12 protein-coding genes are annotated in these 15797 nt (G+C 63.5%); 6 read left to right on the plus strand and 6 right to left on the minus strand.

Annotation, left to right across the window (positions count from 1 at the left end):
- Nucleotides 1-24 precede the first annotated feature (24 nt).
- The 6 genes from hpnR (at nt 25) to GC162_07305 (ending at nt 8451) form a co-directional block, all read left to right on the plus strand.
- Nucleotides 25-1545, plus strand: coding sequence for a hopanoid C-3 methylase HpnR (gene hpnR, locus GC162_07280; GenBank protein MBI1368442.1), 1521 nt, complete (start codon nt 25-27; stop codon nt 1543-1545).
- A gap of 12 nt (nt 1546-1557) precedes the next feature.
- Nucleotides 1558-3243, plus strand: a complete 1686-nt coding sequence (locus tag GC162_07285) for an L-lactate permease (GenBank protein ID MBI1368443.1) — start codon at nt 1558-1560, stop codon at nt 3241-3243.
- 106 nt (nt 3244-3349) lie between these two features.
- Complete coding sequence (sucC, locus tag GC162_07290; GenBank protein ID MBI1368444.1) at nt 3350-4558, plus strand: ADP-forming succinate--CoA ligase subunit beta; 1209 nt, start codon at nt 3350-3352, stop codon at nt 4556-4558.
- Between the two features lie 205 nt (nt 4559-4763).
- Nucleotides 4764-6758 (plus strand): squalene--hopene cyclase, encoded by a 1995-nt coding sequence (shc, locus tag GC162_07295; protein ID MBI1368445.1) that lies wholly within the window; start codon nt 4764-4766, stop codon nt 6756-6758.
- A 9-nt stretch (nt 6759-6767) separates the two neighbouring features.
- Nucleotides 6768-7523 (plus strand): family 16 glycosylhydrolase, encoded by a 756-nt coding sequence (locus GC162_07300; protein MBI1368446.1) that lies wholly within the window; start codon nt 6768-6770, stop codon nt 7521-7523.
- Entirely contained in the window at nt 7453-8451 is a 999-nt protein-coding gene (locus GC162_07305; GenBank protein ID MBI1368447.1) for an EamA family transporter, read from the plus strand. The genes GC162_07300 and GC162_07305 overlap by 71 nt, the downstream gene beginning before the upstream one ends.
- Before the next feature lie 33 nt (nt 8452-8484).
- Here the strand turns inward: GC162_07305 and GC162_07310 are convergent, their stop codons facing one another.
- The 6 genes from GC162_07310 to alaS form a co-directional block, all read right to left on the minus strand.
- The gene (locus GC162_07310; GenBank protein ID MBI1368448.1) at nt 8485-8883 is read right to left on the minus strand and encodes a hypothetical protein; all 399 of its coding nucleotides are present in this window, start codon (nt 8881-8883) and stop codon (nt 8485-8487) included.
- A gap of 90 nt (nt 8884-8973) precedes the next feature.
- Nucleotides 8974-10182, minus strand: a complete 1209-nt coding sequence (locus GC162_07315) for a stage V sporulation protein E (protein MBI1368449.1) — start codon at nt 10180-10182, stop codon at nt 8974-8976.
- Between the two features lie 7 nt (nt 10183-10189).
- A complete protein-coding gene (locus GC162_07320) occupies nt 10190-10930 on the minus strand; it encodes a methyltransferase domain-containing protein (protein ID MBI1368450.1) in 741 nt (246 codons plus the stop codon).
- A gap of 2 nt (nt 10931-10932) precedes the next feature.
- Entirely contained in the window at nt 10933-12177 is a 1245-nt protein-coding gene (locus GC162_07325; GenBank protein MBI1368451.1) for a DUF3419 family protein, read from the minus strand.
- Nucleotides 12178-12296: 119 nt separating this feature from the next.
- A complete protein-coding gene (locus GC162_07330; GenBank protein MBI1368452.1) occupies nt 12297-12752 on the minus strand; it encodes a hypothetical protein in 456 nt (151 codons plus the stop codon).
- 16 nt (nt 12753-12768) lie between these two features.
- A complete protein-coding gene (gene alaS / locus GC162_07335) occupies nt 12769-15576 on the minus strand; it encodes an alanine--tRNA ligase (GenBank protein ID MBI1368453.1) in 2808 nt (935 codons plus the stop codon).
- Nucleotides 15577-15797: the final 221 nt, after the last annotated feature.

Below are 15797 nucleotides of genomic sequence, written 5' to 3' on the forward strand. Positions count from 1 at the left end.
ATTTTTTTGAAGTAAAGGTGATCCATGAAAGTCATGCTTGTGCACCCCAGCGCGCTGATGTATGCCGAGGTTTATCTGCGGCTTGAGCCGCTGGGTCTGGAGCGCGTGGGGGCGGCCCTGCGGGCGGGCGGTCATGATGTGCGCATGGTCGATCTTCAGATTTTCAATCACATGCAGCTCATGGCCGAGCTGGACGAGTATCGCCCCGACGCCGTCGCGTTCTCGCTCAATTATCTGGCGAATATTCCCGAGGTGATCGATCTGGCCAAGGCGATCAAATCGCACTGGCCCGACACGTTCATCTTCATCGGCGGGCACAGCATCTCGTTCGTCGCCGAGGAAGTGCTCGAGCACGGCGAAGGCGCGATCGACTGCATCATTCAGGGCGAAGGCGAAATCACCGCGCCGCTGGTGGTGGACAACATGCCCAATGTCGACGGCCTGCCGGGCGTACGGACGCGCGATTCGGTCGGGCCCAAGCCGGCGCTGCTGGAGGACCTGGATCAGTTCCGTCCGGCGCGCGATCTGGCGCGACACCGCCGCAAGTATTTCATCGGCGTGCTCGATCCGTGCGCGTCGATCGAATTTACGCGCGGTTGTCCGTGGGACTGCTCGTTCTGCTCGGCGTGGACGTTCTACGGGCGCAGCTACCGCAAGGGCACGCCCGAAGGCGCCGCCGCGGACATGGCCTCGATCAAGGAACCCAACGTCTTCATCGTCGACGACGTCGCCTTCGTGCATGAAGAGCACGGGATGGCCATCGCCGACGCCATCGAGAGCCGGGGCATCAAGAAGCGCTACTACCTTGAAACCCGCTGCGATGTGCTGCTGCGCAACGAGCATGTGTTCAAGCGCTGGGCGAAGATGGGGCTCGAGTACATGTTTCTCGGGTTCGAGTCGCTCAACGAAGACCAGCTCAAGATGTTCCGCAAGCGCATCACGCCCAACGACAATTTCAAGGCACTGGAAGTCGCCCGCCGGCTGGGCATTCAGGTGGCGATCAACCTGATCGCCGATCCGTCATGGGGCGAGGCGGAGTTCAAGGGCGCGATGGAGTGGGCGCTTCAGGTGCCGGAGGTAGTGCACCTGACCGTGGCGACGCCGTACCCGGGCACGGAGCTTTTCCATACCGAACAGCGCCGGCTCTCCACACTCGACTATCGCCTGTACGACATTCAGCACGCGGTCATGCCGACGAAGCTCCCCTTGGAGCGGTTCTATCAGCTCCTCGTCGAGACGCAGTCGATCATCAACCGCAAGAGTCTGGGATGGAAGACGGCGTTCGCATTGTCGGGGATTCTGGCGCGACAGTGGATGCGCGGCCAGTTCAACACGACGCGGATGCTCTTTTCATTTTCAAAGGTCTACGCGGTCGGCCGGCAGCTTGGCGATCACAGGAAGCCAGTCAAGTATGAGATGCGGCGGGCGGATCACGAAGGGCGGAAGATCCGCAAGGGGCAGGAGCTTTACATCCACAACACGGGCCTGACCGTCAGCGCGGGGGCCGAGCGGGCGCCCGAGCCGGTCATCGTCAAGTCGGCCTGATACGGGGCGCGCATGGGGTCCAACACGGCGGCACTGCTGGCGGTGATGCCGATCGCATTGGCGGCTGTGCTGCTGGTGGGCTTTCGCGTGGCGGCGAAGTGGGCGATGCCGGCGGTGTATGTGTGCGCGGCGGCGATCGCGCTGTGGGCATGGGGCATGAGCGGCGCGGAGGTGGCGGCGTCGAGCATTCAGGGCCTATTCATCACCTTCGACATCCTTCTGATCATCTTCGCGGCGATTCTGCTGCTCAATACGCTCGAAGAGTCCGGCGGCGTGACGTCGATCCGCCGAAGCTTTCACCGAATTTCCGACGACCGGCGCGTGCAGGTGGTCATCGTGGCGTGGCTGTTCGGCTCGTTCATCGAAGGCGCGGCGGGATTCGGGACGCCGGCGGCGATCGCCTCGCCGCTCATGGTGGCGATCGGGTTTCCGGCGGCGGCGGCGGTCATGATCGGCATGATGATTCAGTCAACGGCGGTTACGTTCGGCGCCTGCGGCACGCCCATTCTCATCGGCGTCAACGGCGGGCTGATGCACGGCGGCTTCGTCACGCAGCTTGCCGCGGCGGGCATGACCCCGGCCGAGTATCTGTACGCGATCGGCGTCCGCGCGGCGGTGCTTCATGCGATCACCGGCACGCTGATGCCGACGCTGATGGTCATGATGATGACGCGCTTCTACGGGGCGCGAAAATCATGGACCGAGGGGCTTTCAATTCTGCCGTTCACCCTGCTGGGCGGGCTGGCGTTCACTGTGCCCTATGTGCTGACGGCTATTTTTCTCGGGCCCGAGTTTCCATCGCTGCTCGGATCGCTGATCGGACTGGCGATCATGACCACGGCGGCGAAACGGCGGTGGCTTGTGCCGAAGGATTCGTGGGACTTTCCATCGGCGGACCAATGGCCCGATGCGTGGAAAACGCAATTGCAGCTCGAAGAACATGAAGGGGCGCGGCGGATCGAAGTATGGTTGGCGTGGCTGCCGTATCTGATCGTGGCGGGGCTGTTGGTGCTGACCCGGTTGCGGTCGCTGCCGTTTGGCGATTGGCTCAAGAAGCCGACGCTGCAATGGGCGGGAATTCTCGGGACGGATGTGAAGGCGAGCACATCGCCGTTGTATTTGCCATCGACGATGATGGCGATGGCGGTGCTGGTGACGTATTTCGCGCATCGCATGAACCCGCCGGCGATGGGTCGCGCTGTGCGCAAGAGCATGAAGGTGATTGTCGGCGCGGGTTTTGTATTGGTGTTCACGGTGCCGATGGTGCGCGTGTACATCAATTCGGGGACCAACGCGGCGGGACTCGATTCGATGCCGCACGTGATGGCGCAATGGGTGGCGGTGCATGTCGGAGGCGTGTGGCCGATGTTCGCGGGCGTGATCGGCGCGATGGGGGCGTTCATCGCCGGGTCGAACACGGTGAGCAATCTGATGTTCTCGGAGTTTCAGTACGGCGTGGCGACGCGATTGGGTTTGAGCGGGGCGATGATCGTGGCGCTGCAATCGGTCGGCGCGGCGGCGGGGAACATGATCGCGATCCACAACGTCGTGGCGGCGTCGGCGACCGTCGGACTCCTCGGCCGCGAGGGGCAGACGCTTCGCAAGACGGTGCTGCCGACGCTGTATTACCTGATCGTGATCGGGGTGCTGGGGCTCATCGCGGTGTACGGGTTGCATGTGGGCGATCCGATGGGGTGAAGCGTCGGGCGTTGCCCGACGGCTCAACGAAGGGCGTCGGCGCTTTTGTCACGGCGCGGAAGTCGTTATCATGACGCTCTTTCAAACCTTTTAACGGAAGGTCATCATGAAACTGCACGAATATCAGGCCCGTCAGATGCTCGCGGACGCCGGGGTGCCGGTGCCGGGGGGGATCGTGGCGAATAATGCGGACGAGGCGAAGGCGGCATACGAGAAGCTGGCGGCGGGCGGGGCGACGCTCTGCGTGGTCAAAGCCCAGGTTCACGCCGGGGGGCGCGGCAAGGGCGGCGGCGTCAAGTTGGTCCGATCGGCTCAGGAAGCGTTCGACGCTGCCAAGACCATGATGAGCAAGCCGCTCGTCACGCACCAGACCGGCCCGGACGGCGTGGCGGTCAACAAGGTGCTTGTGGCGGCGGGCGTCGATATCGCCAAAGAGTTTTATGTGAGCATCACAGTCGATCGCGCGGGGGCGTGTCCGGTCATGATCGCGTCGTCGGAAGGCGGCGTCGAGATCGAAAAGGTCGCCGAGGAAAACCCGGATGCGATCGTGCGATGCCAGTTGCATCCCTTGATGGGCCTTCAACCGCATCAGGCCCGCACCATGGCGTTCAAGCTCGGGTTCACCGGTAACCTGCACAAGCAGGCGATGACCGTCATGACCAAACTGGCGGCGCTCTTCACGAAGCTCGACGCCGACCTCGTCGAGATCAATCCGCTGATCATCACCAAGCCCACGGCCGAACAGCCGGAGGGACAGGTGTTGGCGATCGACGCGAAGATGACGTTCGATGACAACGCGTTGTTCCGTCACAAGGACGTGACCGACATGTTCGACCCGTCCGAAACCCCTGAGAGCGAACTGAAGGCCAAGGAGTTCGGGCTCTCGTACATCAAGCTCGACGGGAAGATCGGGTGTCTGGTCAATGGGGCGGGTCTGGCGATGGCGACGATGGACATCGTCAAGCTGCACGGGTCGGAGCCGGCGAACTTTCTGGATGTGGGCGGGTCGGCGAGCGAGGAGGCGGTGACCGAAGCGTTCCGCATCATTCTGGCGGACCCGGGCGTGGAGGGCGTGCTGGTCAACATCTTCGGGGGCATCATGCAGTGCGACAAGATCGCCCGCGCGATCGTCGCCGCCGCCGGGAAAGTCGGATTCAAGGTCCCGCTGGTCGTGCGTCTTGAGGGGACGAACGTCGAACCGGCCCGCAAGATCATCGAGCAGGCCAAGGCGGATATTCCGGTGATGCAGATGGCGACGGACCTGACGGACGCGGCGAAGAAAATCACGGCTGCGGTGGGTGTCGGGGCGGCATAATCGGCGATTTTGGCCCAAAAACAAGGGTTCCGCTTGATTCGGGCCCATTCGTGTGTTAATGTTGGGCCGTCGCCACGTCAGGTTGGCGTCAGCCTTGGGAGCGAACCGTCGGACGACAGGCCGGCGCAGCGCGGGCTCGATGTCCCTGGCCGAGAAATGAACACGACCGCGCCGGAATGACGGTGTCGGAACGGACTGATTCCGCATGAGCACTGGTTCGTTTGTGAATGGCCCGTCGCGATCGACCGGCGATGCGACCCTTTCGGGGTCCGTCGTTGCCATGGATCTGAGTCTGCGAGCGCATGTCGAAGACGCTCTTGCCGGAGCGGTCGATGAACTGATCCGTCAGCAGGCGCCCGACGGGTACTGGTGCGCCGAACTCGAAGGTGATTCGATTCTCCAGAGCGAATACATCCTGCTCTCATGGATCGTCGAGCGCGAAAAGGACCCCCGCCTTCCCAAGATCGCCAACTACCTCCGCAAGCAACAGCGCGAAAGCGACGGGGCATGGATTCAGTACCCCGGCGCCAAGCCCGATCTTTCGGCGACTGTCAAAGCATACTTCGCCCTGAAGCTGATCGGCGACGACGTCAACGCGCCGCACATGGTCAAAGCCCGCGAGCTGATTCACACGCTCGGCGGCGCGGAAAAGTGCAATACCTACAGCAAGTTCTACCTGGCGGCGCTGGGGCAGATGCATTACGACAACGTCCCGGCCGTCCCGCCGGAGATGGTGCTCCTGCCCCGCTGGTTCTATTTCCACCTCGACAAAGTCTCGGCCTGGTCGCGCACGATGATCATGCCGCTGTCGATCGTGTCCAGCTACCGCCCGGTGCGGCAGCTTCCCGAGCCGATGGGCATCATGGAGCTGTACACGAGCCACGACTATCGCCATCGCCCCGTGCTCGAACTGGATCAGCGCCTGATCAGTTGGCGCAATCTGTTCGTCGCGGTGGACAAGGGCCTGAAGATTCTCGAGAAGATCAAGCTCACGCCGCTGCGCCGCAAGGCGCTCAAGCAGATCGAAGAGTGGATTCTGGAGCGTACGAATCACTCGCATTCGGACGGGCTGGGCGCGATTTTCCCGCCGATGGTGTACATCATCATCGCCTTCCGCTGCCTCGGGTACGACATGAACGACCCGCACGTCGGCCGGGCGTACGAGCAGCTTGACCGGCTGATGATCGAAGACGGCGACGAGATTCGCTTTCAGCCGTGCTTCTCGCCGATCTGGGACTCGGGCATCGCGGCATATGCGTTGACGGAGGCGGGGCTCAAGGCGAGTCACCCGGCCGTGAAGAAGGTCTGCGACTGGCTCGTCGCCAAGGAGTGCCGCGACGTCGTGGGCGACTGGAAGAACAACGTGCGGCGCGATGTGCCGCCGAGCGGGTGGTACTTCGAGTTCAACAATGCGTATTACCCGGACGTGGACGACACGGCGATGGTGGCGATGGCGCTGCACCGTGCGGCCAACGGGAGCGCCCCGGAAGCGGCGGCGGCGGCGAAGCGCGGCGTGAACTGGATACTCGCCATGCAGAACGAAGACGGCGGATGGGCCGCCTTCGATCGCACGATCAGCCGGCCGATCCTCGAGCACATCCCCTTCGCCGATCACAACGCCATTCAGGATCCGTCCTGTCCCGACATCACCGGGCGCACGCTCGAATGCCTCGGGCATCACGGATTCGACCCATCGCATCCGGTGGTGCAGAAGGCGGTCAAGTTCCTTCAGTTCGAGCAGGAGCCGGAGGGCTGCTGGTTCGGCCGCTGGGGCGTCAATTACATCTACGGGACATGGCAGGTCGTCGGCGGATTGCGGACGGTCGGTGTGGACATGAATCAGGAATGGATCCAGCGCGCGGGCAAATGGCTTCGCGGCGTGCAGAAGCCCGATGGCAGCTTCGGCGAGTCGGCCGACAGCTACGAAGACCCGACGCTCAAGGGCGAAGGCCCTTCGACCGCGTCGCAGACCGCATGGGGCGCGATGGCGATGATGGCCGTCTACGGCCCGCAGGACGCCGGCGTGCAGCGCGCCATCCGCTGGCTCACCGAAACGCAACTGCCCAGCGGTACGTGGGACGAAAAATGGTTCACCGGCACCGGCTTCCCCCGCGTCTTCTACCTCCGCTATCACCTCTACCGCCTCTACTTCCCCATCATGTGCATGGGTCGCTGGAAGCGGGCGATTGAAGCGGTGTGAACGAGCGTCGTGTTCAAATTACTCATTGCAATCTGCGTCATCGTCGTCACCGCCGCCGCGCAGGCGCAGGAACTGCCCGGTTGGAAGTTGACGTTTGATGACGAGTTCAATGGCGACACGCTGGACGTGACAAAGTGGACGCCGGCGGATCCGTGGGGGCGCGAGCGGAACAATGAGCTACAGGCCTACGTGCCGGAGGCGATCACGCTCAAGGACGGCGTGCTGCACATCCGGGCGGATCGGGGCGCGGCGAAATACGCGGGGAGAATGCGGCAGTACACGTCGGGCATGATGACGACGGCGATGAAGTTCGCGCAGCGATATGGGCGGTTCGAGTTTCGATTTCGCGCGCCGGCGGGGCGAGGGTTCTGGCCGGCCATCTGGATGCTGCCCAATCCGCCGAGCTGGCCGCCGGAGATTGACGTGATGGAACTGATCGGGCATGAGCCGGACAAAGTGCATATGACGCATCACTGGCACGATGCGGAACATCGCCTGCGCTCCGACACCGCCGAGTGGACCGGCCCCGATTTCTCCGCGGACTTCCACACGATCGCCGTCGAGTGGACGCCAACGTATATCGCCTGGTTTATCGACGGCGTCGAACGCCAGCGGTCGACCAGGTCGATCCCCGACACGCCGATGTTCATTCTCCTGAACCTCGCTGTCGGCGGCGACTGGCCCGGACCGCCCGATGCCAACACGAAGTTCCCGAGCGATTTCCAGATCGACTACGTGCGCGTCTACGAAAAAAACGAGAAGTAGCGCACGCACGTCCCTACACTTTGCGACCATGCCCGGACTTGGCGTCATCCTGGGTCTTTGCGCGGCCCTGAGCCAGTCGTTTTCGTACGTCTTCTCGCGCCGGTTCGTGATCGCTGAGCATCGCTCGCCGGTGAAGCTGCTCGTCTTGTCGCATACGCTCATGGGTTTCGTCGCCTTGTCGCTCTTACCGGGGCTCTGGACGAGCGAGGCGATGCATGTGACGCACTACTTCTGGGCGCTGCTCGGGGCGTCGGGGTCGTACATGATCGGACAGGCGGCTCTTTTCGTGGCGCTGCGACGCACCGATGCGTCGCGCATCTCGCCGCTGCTGGGTTTGAAGGTCGTGATGGTGGCGCTGATCTGGATGTTCTACGTCGGCAAGGCGGTGACGGCGATCCAGTGGGGCGCGGTCATCCTCAGCGTCGCCGCGGCGTTCATCCTCAACTACTCCGGCGGGACGCTGCCCCTGTCGATCATCGGCGCGACGCTCTTTACGTGCTTCTTCTACGCCGTGTCGGATGTGTTCATCATCGACCTGGTCAAGGCGCTGTCGTCCGATGCGCTGCGCGGCGGCATGCTCGGAGCGTGCATGGCGTACATCGTCTGCGGCTCGATCGCCCTGCTGCTGTTGCCGCGTTTCGGCTCGACGCGCAAGCGCGACTGGATCGCCGCCGTGCCGTTTTCGACCGGTTGGTTCGCGAGCATGATCCTGTTCTTCAGTTGTCTGGCCATCGCCGGCCCGGTGCTGGGCAACATCGTCCTGGCCACCCGCGGCCTGTTCTCCATCGCCCTCGGCGCCGCCCTGGCGCAGTTCGGCCTCGTCCACCTCGAAAAAGCAGTCTCACGCGACGTCCTCCGCCGCCGCGCCATCGCCGCGGCCCTCATGATCGCCGCCATCGCGCTTTACAAATTGGGGGACGCCGTTTAGCGACGCCGCTTGCGGCGTGCTTCTCCGACACATTCAATCTTCCAGCGATTCGGACTCAATGCTCGCCTTTTCGCCTGCCATCTTCTTCTGCACGTAGCGCTTGATCCAGTTTTCCCAGCTCTTGCCGTGGGCCGCGTCCTTGCCCGAGAACTCCACGCGGGCAATGTCGGCGAAGGGGATCATCACCTTGCCGTCCGTATCGCGCGGCATCATGCGGACTGTCGAATCGCCCAGGCCCTTGCCCCGGCGGCGATCGAAGATGTAGCCCTCCACGACCGCCCCGCTCTTGCGCGTGATCGTCACGTCGCCGCGGTAGTCGAACGCCTTGTCGAGCGCCTCGACGAGTTCGGTCGGATCCGCCACTTCAGGGATCCACCCTTGAAGCGTGTCGTTATTTTTCTGCGATTGATCGGGATGCTTTGCTGGTTTCATATCGGAATTGTATCTGAATTGCGATGCGGGTGGGGTCAGGATGTATGAGACCTTTCCCTACATGTCACGAATCTTTGCACACCCGACCGGCTACGCCGTCACCGGGTAGTCGGCCGCGCTGACGGAGACGACGGGCGCCGGGTCGGATGCAAGTTCCGGATCGGCTTCGCCTTCCGCCGCGGCTTCAAGCTGGTTGAGCCGGTCGATGGCGACGAGCAGTCCGACCGCTGCCGAGCACATGACCCACCCCGTTCCGCCGTAGCTCATCAGCGGCAGGGCGATGCCCTTGGTCGGCACGGAGCCGGTCACGACGGCGATGTTCATCGCCGCCTGAATCCCGATCGTCAGCAGGACGCCGAGCCCGAGCAACCGACCGAACGGATGGCGGCAGTCCTTGACGACGCCGAGCCCGACCCAAAGCAGCGACAGGTACAAGCCGATGACCAGACACGCGCCGGCCAGCCCCATCTCTTCGCAGATGATGGCGAAGAGGAAGTCGGTCGTGTCTTCGGGCAGGTAGCCGAATTTCTGGAGTCCGTTGCCGACGCCGCGCCCGAAGAGTCCGCCGCCGGCGATGGCGACCTGCGACTGGATGAGGTGATAGCCGATGCCCTGCGGGTCGGCCCACGGATCGGTGAAGGCGAGCAATCGCTTGACGCGGTAAGGCGAGGTGAGAATGAGTGCGATGACGGCGCTGATCGCCGGGGGCGTGAGCAAGGCGACATGCCACCACCGCGCCCCCGCCGCCATCAGAAGCAGAATGCCGACCATGCCGATGAGCACGGCCGTGCCCAGGTCTTCGACGACGATCAGCCCGCAGACGATGGCGAGAATCACGATGCCCCCCAGCAGTCCGTCCCCGAAGCGGCGGAACCCGCCGGCATGCCGGGCGCCCCACCACGCCATCGCGATCATCGTCGTCCACTTCGCCAATTCGCTCGGCTGAAAGCTCAACCGCCAACTCGCCGGCCCGAGGTTCAGCCAACGGCTTGCACCATTGACATTACGCCCCAGCCCCGGCACCAGCGCCAGCACGCACAACACCAGCGATATCACCAATAGCCACGCCACCGGATTGAAGAACCCGCGCTGGGCATACAAGCGGCGAATGTCCAGATGACCGACGACGACCATCGCCCCGATCGCCAGCACCGCATACACCGCCGTCCGGCCCATCAAAAGCGACTGCATCGACACCGCATCGTCACCGACCGTCATGCCCGCCGAGTTGACCATGACGACCGCCAGCCCGAGCAGGCAGATGACGAGCCATTGAAGGATATTTCCAGAAGACGGCATCGTGCTGTTATCGGGTCACGCTCGCCGGCGACTGCAATTTTTGCGCGGCCGGGTCATACCCATCCCGAATCACCGCACAGAAGGCGTAGCGGCGATACAGGTAGGTCAATTCCAACTCAATCCGGCCGGCGGCCTGAAGCGAATGAAGATGGGCGAGCAGTTCGGGGCGATGATGGACATGAAACAGGGCGAGCCATCGTTTGAGCAGGCCGGCAAACGCACGAGGCAAGTCAGCCTGATCGCAGAAGTCGACGATGTAGAGTCGCCCGGCCGGCGCGAGATTCGCCAGGGCGGCGTCGATGGCGGCGGGCCAGGTCGGCATCATCGACAAGGCATACGAGAAGAACACGGCGTTGAACGGATGATCACGGTCAAACGTCCTGCGATGATCGAGCTGCTCGGCCAGCGCGCGGCGCAGCGTGACGCGATCCGTGAGCCCGGCCCGCTTCAGCGATGCGGCGGCGGTGTCGAGCATGGACTGCGCGGCGTCGAGGCCGAAGAGGCGGAGCGCCGGATTCAGCCGCGCCAGCTTGATGAGATTCCGTGCGGTGCCGCAGCCGATTTCACAGACGGCGACCCCGGAGCCGCCGTCCATGTCTCTAGCGATACGCGAAAGAAGCTGGTCGCGCCCGAGCAGGTAGTACTTGCGGGAGGCGTCGTAGACGTGACGCGTGAAGCGGTACATGCGGTCCATGCGACCGGCATGGTCCGCGAGCGGCGCGACATGATTTGCAAGCCCGCGGGTCATGGTCAGTTGATCTTCGTGTACAGGTGGAACATGCCGTAGATCGCCGAGCGGTCCTTGGCGTGTAGTTCGCGGGAGCGGTCGGCCTGATAGCTGAACCGACTCATCAGTTCCGGCGGGAGGGCTGCCTCGATGGGCGAGCGCTGACCGGCGGTGCGGAAGATGATGCGCGAGCCCGGCTCGCCGACGCGGGCGATCTCGCGCCAGAGTTCGGCGATGACGTGCGGCGGCATCCAGTCCTGCGAATCGAGGAGCACGAAGCTGTCGAGCGAAGCGTCGGGCTGATCGCGGAGGAAGTCGGTGAGCGTGGTCAGGTAGGTTTCGACACGATGGATGTTGGCGCGAAGCGTGTCGAAGTTCCCTTCGCGGAGGTAGTCGGGCAGGGCGCGGCGCTGCTCGTGGTCGTAGCGGCGGCCGAACGCCTGCCATGCGAAGTAGTTTTCATCCATGGGAAAGTCGCACACGAGCCGGCGCACGCGCTCGCGGTAGATGTCGACGATGTGCCCCTCGGTTTCGGATTTCATCGCATCGTGCTGGCTGGGCGGGATGCCGAGCGAGAAGACGGAGACGGGGAGTCCGACGGCCCAACGGACGAAGCGGTTATCGAAAATCGGCGCGACGGTCGTGTCAAAGAAGTGCTGCTGCTGGTCGCGGGTGGAAGCGGCAAGGAGCAACTCGGGATCACGACGAAGAAGTCGCGCAAAGCGGTGCGAGACGCGAAGGAACTGTCCGAGCTTGGCGTATTCATAGAAGCCCTTGGCGAAGTAGTTGATGCGGCGTCCCCCGAACCGGCGGCGATCCCAAAACCGGCGCGTCGGCTCGTCGAGCTTTTCGCGCAGGCAGTCGCGGTACACATCGAGATTGCGTTTTTCATTGCCCGAACCGAAGAAGCGATAGAAGTCTTCGTAGCTGGACATATGCTCGACGGCGGCGATCTTCAGGCGGGCGAGACTGATGTGGCAACGGTTCAGATCGACGGCGGCGACGCGGGCGGGCGAGTGCACGAGATAGTTGAGCACGTTGCACCCCCCGGAGGAGATCGTCAGCAGCTTCGAGTGCGGCCCGAGATCCAGCGCCTCGGCGTCGACGCGGGGATCCTCCCAGATCTGGTTATAGATGAACCCGCGGAACCAGAGGGAAAAGAGCCGCTCAAGCATGCCCTTGCGGGTCATGGCGCCGTTGAACTGCACGGATTTCTTGAGCAGCGATTTGGAGGTCGCGGCGGGATTCGGAGCGGTCCATGTCGACATGATCACGATCCTTTCGCAGGTCTTGCCGATCGCGCGGGCCCGATCCATCAGGCCCGTGTGAGCAATGTGAAAGTGTTATCGGATCGCAATATGAGGAGCGGGTGAAATGTGAATGAAGATCAGATGCGGGGCCAGTGAGTTTCGATTTTGAACCCGAAATTGATGGAGTTGTCGATCCACCGGACCCATGTGGGGCGGAGCACGTAGAACTGCTCGCGGCGGATTCGGTCGACGAGCTGCACGGCGTAGGGGAAACGATCGAGGAAGAGCGCAAGCACGCGATCGAAGTCGGCGGGGTCGATCGGCTCGACGCGGCCGTGCATCTGAAGCCCGCGGATTTCCGAGGGCGCGGTGAAGTCGGCGTAGGTGCTGATCGCGGCGTCGGGACGGGCGGAAAGATGGCGACTGTGGGCCGAGTCGGGGTGGGAGACCCAGTAGAGATTGACGTCGGCGTCGGCGACAAAGTTGAGGTTGGCGGCGTGGGGCTTGTGGGCGTCGTCGACGGTGGCGAGCGAGAGCGTGGACACGGTGGCGAAGAAGTCGCGGAGCGTGTCGGGCAGGTCGTAGGGTTGCATGCGGGTCGCCTCGCGATCAGCCAAGTTTAGCGGCGGCGAACTCGCGAGCCAGCGTCAGCGCGTCATTGAGCTTGGCGGGATTCTTCCCGCCGGCCTGCGCCATGTCCGGTCGCCCGCCGCCGCCGCCGCCGGTGACCTTCGCCACTTCGCGCACCCAGTCGCCGGCCTTGAGCCCCTTGCCGATCATTGCTTCCGGCACCGACGCCAGGAACGACACCTTGTCGTCCCCCGCAGCCGCGAGCATCATCGCCGCTTCGGGCCGCTTCTTGCGGATGACGTCCATGGCGGTGCGAAGCGTGTTGGCATCGGCGCCGTCGATCATGGCGACGATGACATTACCCGCCGCATCGTCGGCGATCTTGCGGGCGTTTTCGACGACGCCGCCCTCGGCCTGTTTGGACGCCGTCTTGCGATGCTCCTTGATGATCTTCTGCAGATCGTCGAGTCCCGCACGCAGCGATGCACGCTCCAGCAGCGGCAGCGTCGTCGTGTTGACCGCATCGGTCAGGGCGGCCAGGTCCTGCTCGAGCGAGGCGGGCTGCTCCTGGCGGATGGCGTCGATGCGTTCGGCGAGCACGGCCGCGGTGTCGAAGGCCCGGCGCGCGATGTCGCCGGCGACGGCGGTGATGCGGCGGACGCCCTTGGCGACGGCTTCCTCGCTGACGATGGCGAAGCGCTGGGCGTCCTTCGTCGTCTTCAGATGCGTGCCGCCGCAGAATTCGATCGAGTAGCGCCGCCACTTGTCATTACCCGGCTCGGCGAGCAGGTCCTTGACCGGCGCCCCCATCGACACGACGCGCACCATCGGCGGATACTTCTCGCCGAACACCGCGCGGAGACTGTTGATCTTCAGCGCCTCTTCCTGTGGAGCGAGGTCGATGTAAATCGGCAGCGCCGCTTCGATCTGCTCATTGACGTGCTTCTGCACCTGCGCGATCTCCTCGGCGGTCAGGGCTTTGCCTTGCGAGAAGTCGAAGCGCGTCTTTTCATCGTCGACGAGCGAGCCCTTCTGGGCGATGTGGTCGCCGAGCACTTCGCGCAGGGCCCAGTTGAGCAGATGGGTCGAAGAGTGATGGGCCATGATCTTGTTGCGCCGCGGCTGATCGATCTCCAGAAGCAGCGGGTCTTCTTCGGTGAAGGGCAGTTCGTCGCGGTGGATGTTCGGCTGATCGAGCTGGCCCAGGTGGAAGTAGACGTCGCCGACTTTGATGGTGTCGTTGACCTGGAACACGGCGCCGTGGGTCGAGTGAATCGTGCCCCGGTCGCCGACCTGCCCGCCGGACTCGGCGTAGAAGGGCGTCGCATCGACGACGATCGCCGCGTCATGTCCGACGCGCAGCGCTGTGGCGCGCTCGTACTTGGGGCCGTTGAGCACCAGCACCCGCGCGGCGTGCGCATCGTCGGCGACATTGGCGTCGTAACCGACGAATTTCGTGGCGGGCAGATCGCCCTGATGCACGAGAGCGAAGAGACTCTGCTTCGCGTCGACTTGCCCGCCGTCGCCCCTGCTTCGCTGGCGGGCTTCGTCCATCAGCGTGTTGAACCCGGCGACGTCGACTTTCATGCCGCGCTCCTCGGCCATGAGCTGCGTCAAGTCCAGCGGGAAACCGAACGTGTCGTACAAGCGGAAGGCGTCGGCGGCGGTGATCTGCTTGTTCTGTGCTAAGCCGCAAGCGGCTTCGAACAATTCGATCCCGCGCTCCAGCGTTTTGCCGAACGATTCTTCTTCATCGCGGATCACCGCCGCGATGGCACCGGGGTCCTCGCGCAGTTCGGGGAACACATCGCCCATCTGATCGGCGATGACCGGCACGAGGCGATGCATGAACGGCTCGGCGATATTGAGGTTCTGCCGCCCGTAACGCACAGCACGGCGGAGAATGCGGCGCAGCACGTAGCCGCGCCCTTCATTGCTCGGCATCGCGCCATCGGTGATGGCGAACGTCAGGCAGCGGGCGTGATCAGCGATGACGCGATAGGCGACGTCGACGGCGCTATGCAGTTTGGCGCTGTAGGCCGGGGCGCCGGTGATCTGCTGAATCGCAGCGAACAAGGGTGCAAATACGTCCGAGTCATAGTTGCTGGACTTACCCTGCAGCACGGCACAGAGACGTTCGAAGCCCATGCCGGTGTCGACATGCTTGGCGGGCAGCGAAGCGAGCGAGCCATCGGTGTCGCGGTTGAACTGGATGAACACGAGGTTCCAGATTTCGATCACGCGGGCGTCGCCACCGTTGACCAGCGACGCGCCGGACTTGTCGGGCGTCAGGTCCACGTGAATCTCCGAGCACGGTCCGCACGGCCCCGTGTCGCCCATTTCCCAGAAGTTGTCCTTCATGTTCCCAGGATGCACGCGCTCGGGCGGCAGATGCGAGAGCCAGAGCTGCTTCGCCTCCTCATCGGGGGCGAGGCCCTCCGCTTCGTTTCCCTGAAAGTAAGTCGCATGCAGGCGGGTCGGGTCCATGCCCCAGACCTTGGTGAGCAGTTCCCACGCCCAGTTGATCGCCTCGGTCTTGAAGTAGTCGCCGAAGGACCAGTTGCCGAGCATTTCGAAGAAGGTGTGGTGATAGGTGTCTTTGCCGACGTCGTCGAGGTCATTGTGTTTGCCGCCGGCCCGGATGCACTTTTGCGTATCGACCGCGCGCGTGTAGGGCCGCTCGCCGACGCCCAGGAACACGTCCTTGAACTGGTTCATCCCCGCATTGGTGAACAGCAGCGTCGGGTCCTCATGCGGGACCACCGGGGCGCTGGGCACGATGGTGTGCCCGCACTTGGAGGCGAAAAAATCCAGGTACTGACGACGAATTTCATTACTGGTCGGCATAAGCGGACGGTTCCCTATTTTGCAGAGCGGACATTGTAGGGAACCCCAGGCAATGGGCAAAATGGTGGGGGATGGACGATATAATGACCATATGAGTAAACGCACGATCCAAGTCCGCATGACGACCCTTCAGGACCAGGGGAAGGATGAAGAAGTGGTGGCGATGACACCGGCCCAACGACTGGACCTGATGCGAATCCTTTCCGAGAACCCGTGGGTGC

It is taken from the genome of Planctomycetota bacterium, assembly GCA_016125255.1.
Lineage (GTDB): Bacteria > Planctomycetota > Phycisphaerae > Phycisphaerales > Zrk34 > RI-421.

Coding starts and splice junctions, on each gene's coding strand:
- hpnR (MBI1368442.1), top strand. CDS start 25: ATGAAAGTCATGCTTGTGCACCCCAGCGCGCTGATGTATGCCGAGGTT.
- GC162_07285 (MBI1368443.1), top strand. CDS start 1,558: ATGGGGTCCAACACGGCGGCACTGCTGGCGGTGATGCCGATCGCATTG.
- sucC (MBI1368444.1), top strand. CDS start 3,350: ATGAAACTGCACGAATATCAGGCCCGTCAGATGCTCGCGGACGCCGGG.
- shc (MBI1368445.1), top strand. CDS start 4,764: ATGAGCACTGGTTCGTTTGTGAATGGCCCGTCGCGATCGACCGGCGAT.
- GC162_07305 (MBI1368447.1), top strand. CDS start 7,453: ATGCCAACACGAAGTTCCCGAGCGATTTCCAGATCGACTACGTGCGCG.
- GC162_07310 (MBI1368448.1), bottom strand. CDS start 8,883: ATGAAACCAGCAAAGCATCCCGATCAATCGCAGAAAAATAACGACACG.
- GC162_07315 (MBI1368449.1), bottom strand. CDS start 10,182: ATGCCGTCTTCTGGAAATATCCTTCAATGGCTCGTCATCTGCCTGCTC.
- GC162_07320 (MBI1368450.1), bottom strand. CDS start 10,930: ATGACCCGCGGGCTTGCAAATCATGTCGCGCCGCTCGCGGACCATGCC.
- GC162_07325 (MBI1368451.1), bottom strand. CDS start 12,177: ATGTCGACATGGACCGCTCCGAATCCCGCCGCGACCTCCAAATCGCTG.
- GC162_07330 (MBI1368452.1), bottom strand. CDS start 12,752: ATGCAACCCTACGACCTGCCCGACACGCTCCGCGACTTCTTCGCCACC.
- alaS (MBI1368453.1), bottom strand. CDS start 15,576: ATGCCGACCAGTAATGAAATTCGTCGTCAGTACCTGGATTTTTTCGCC.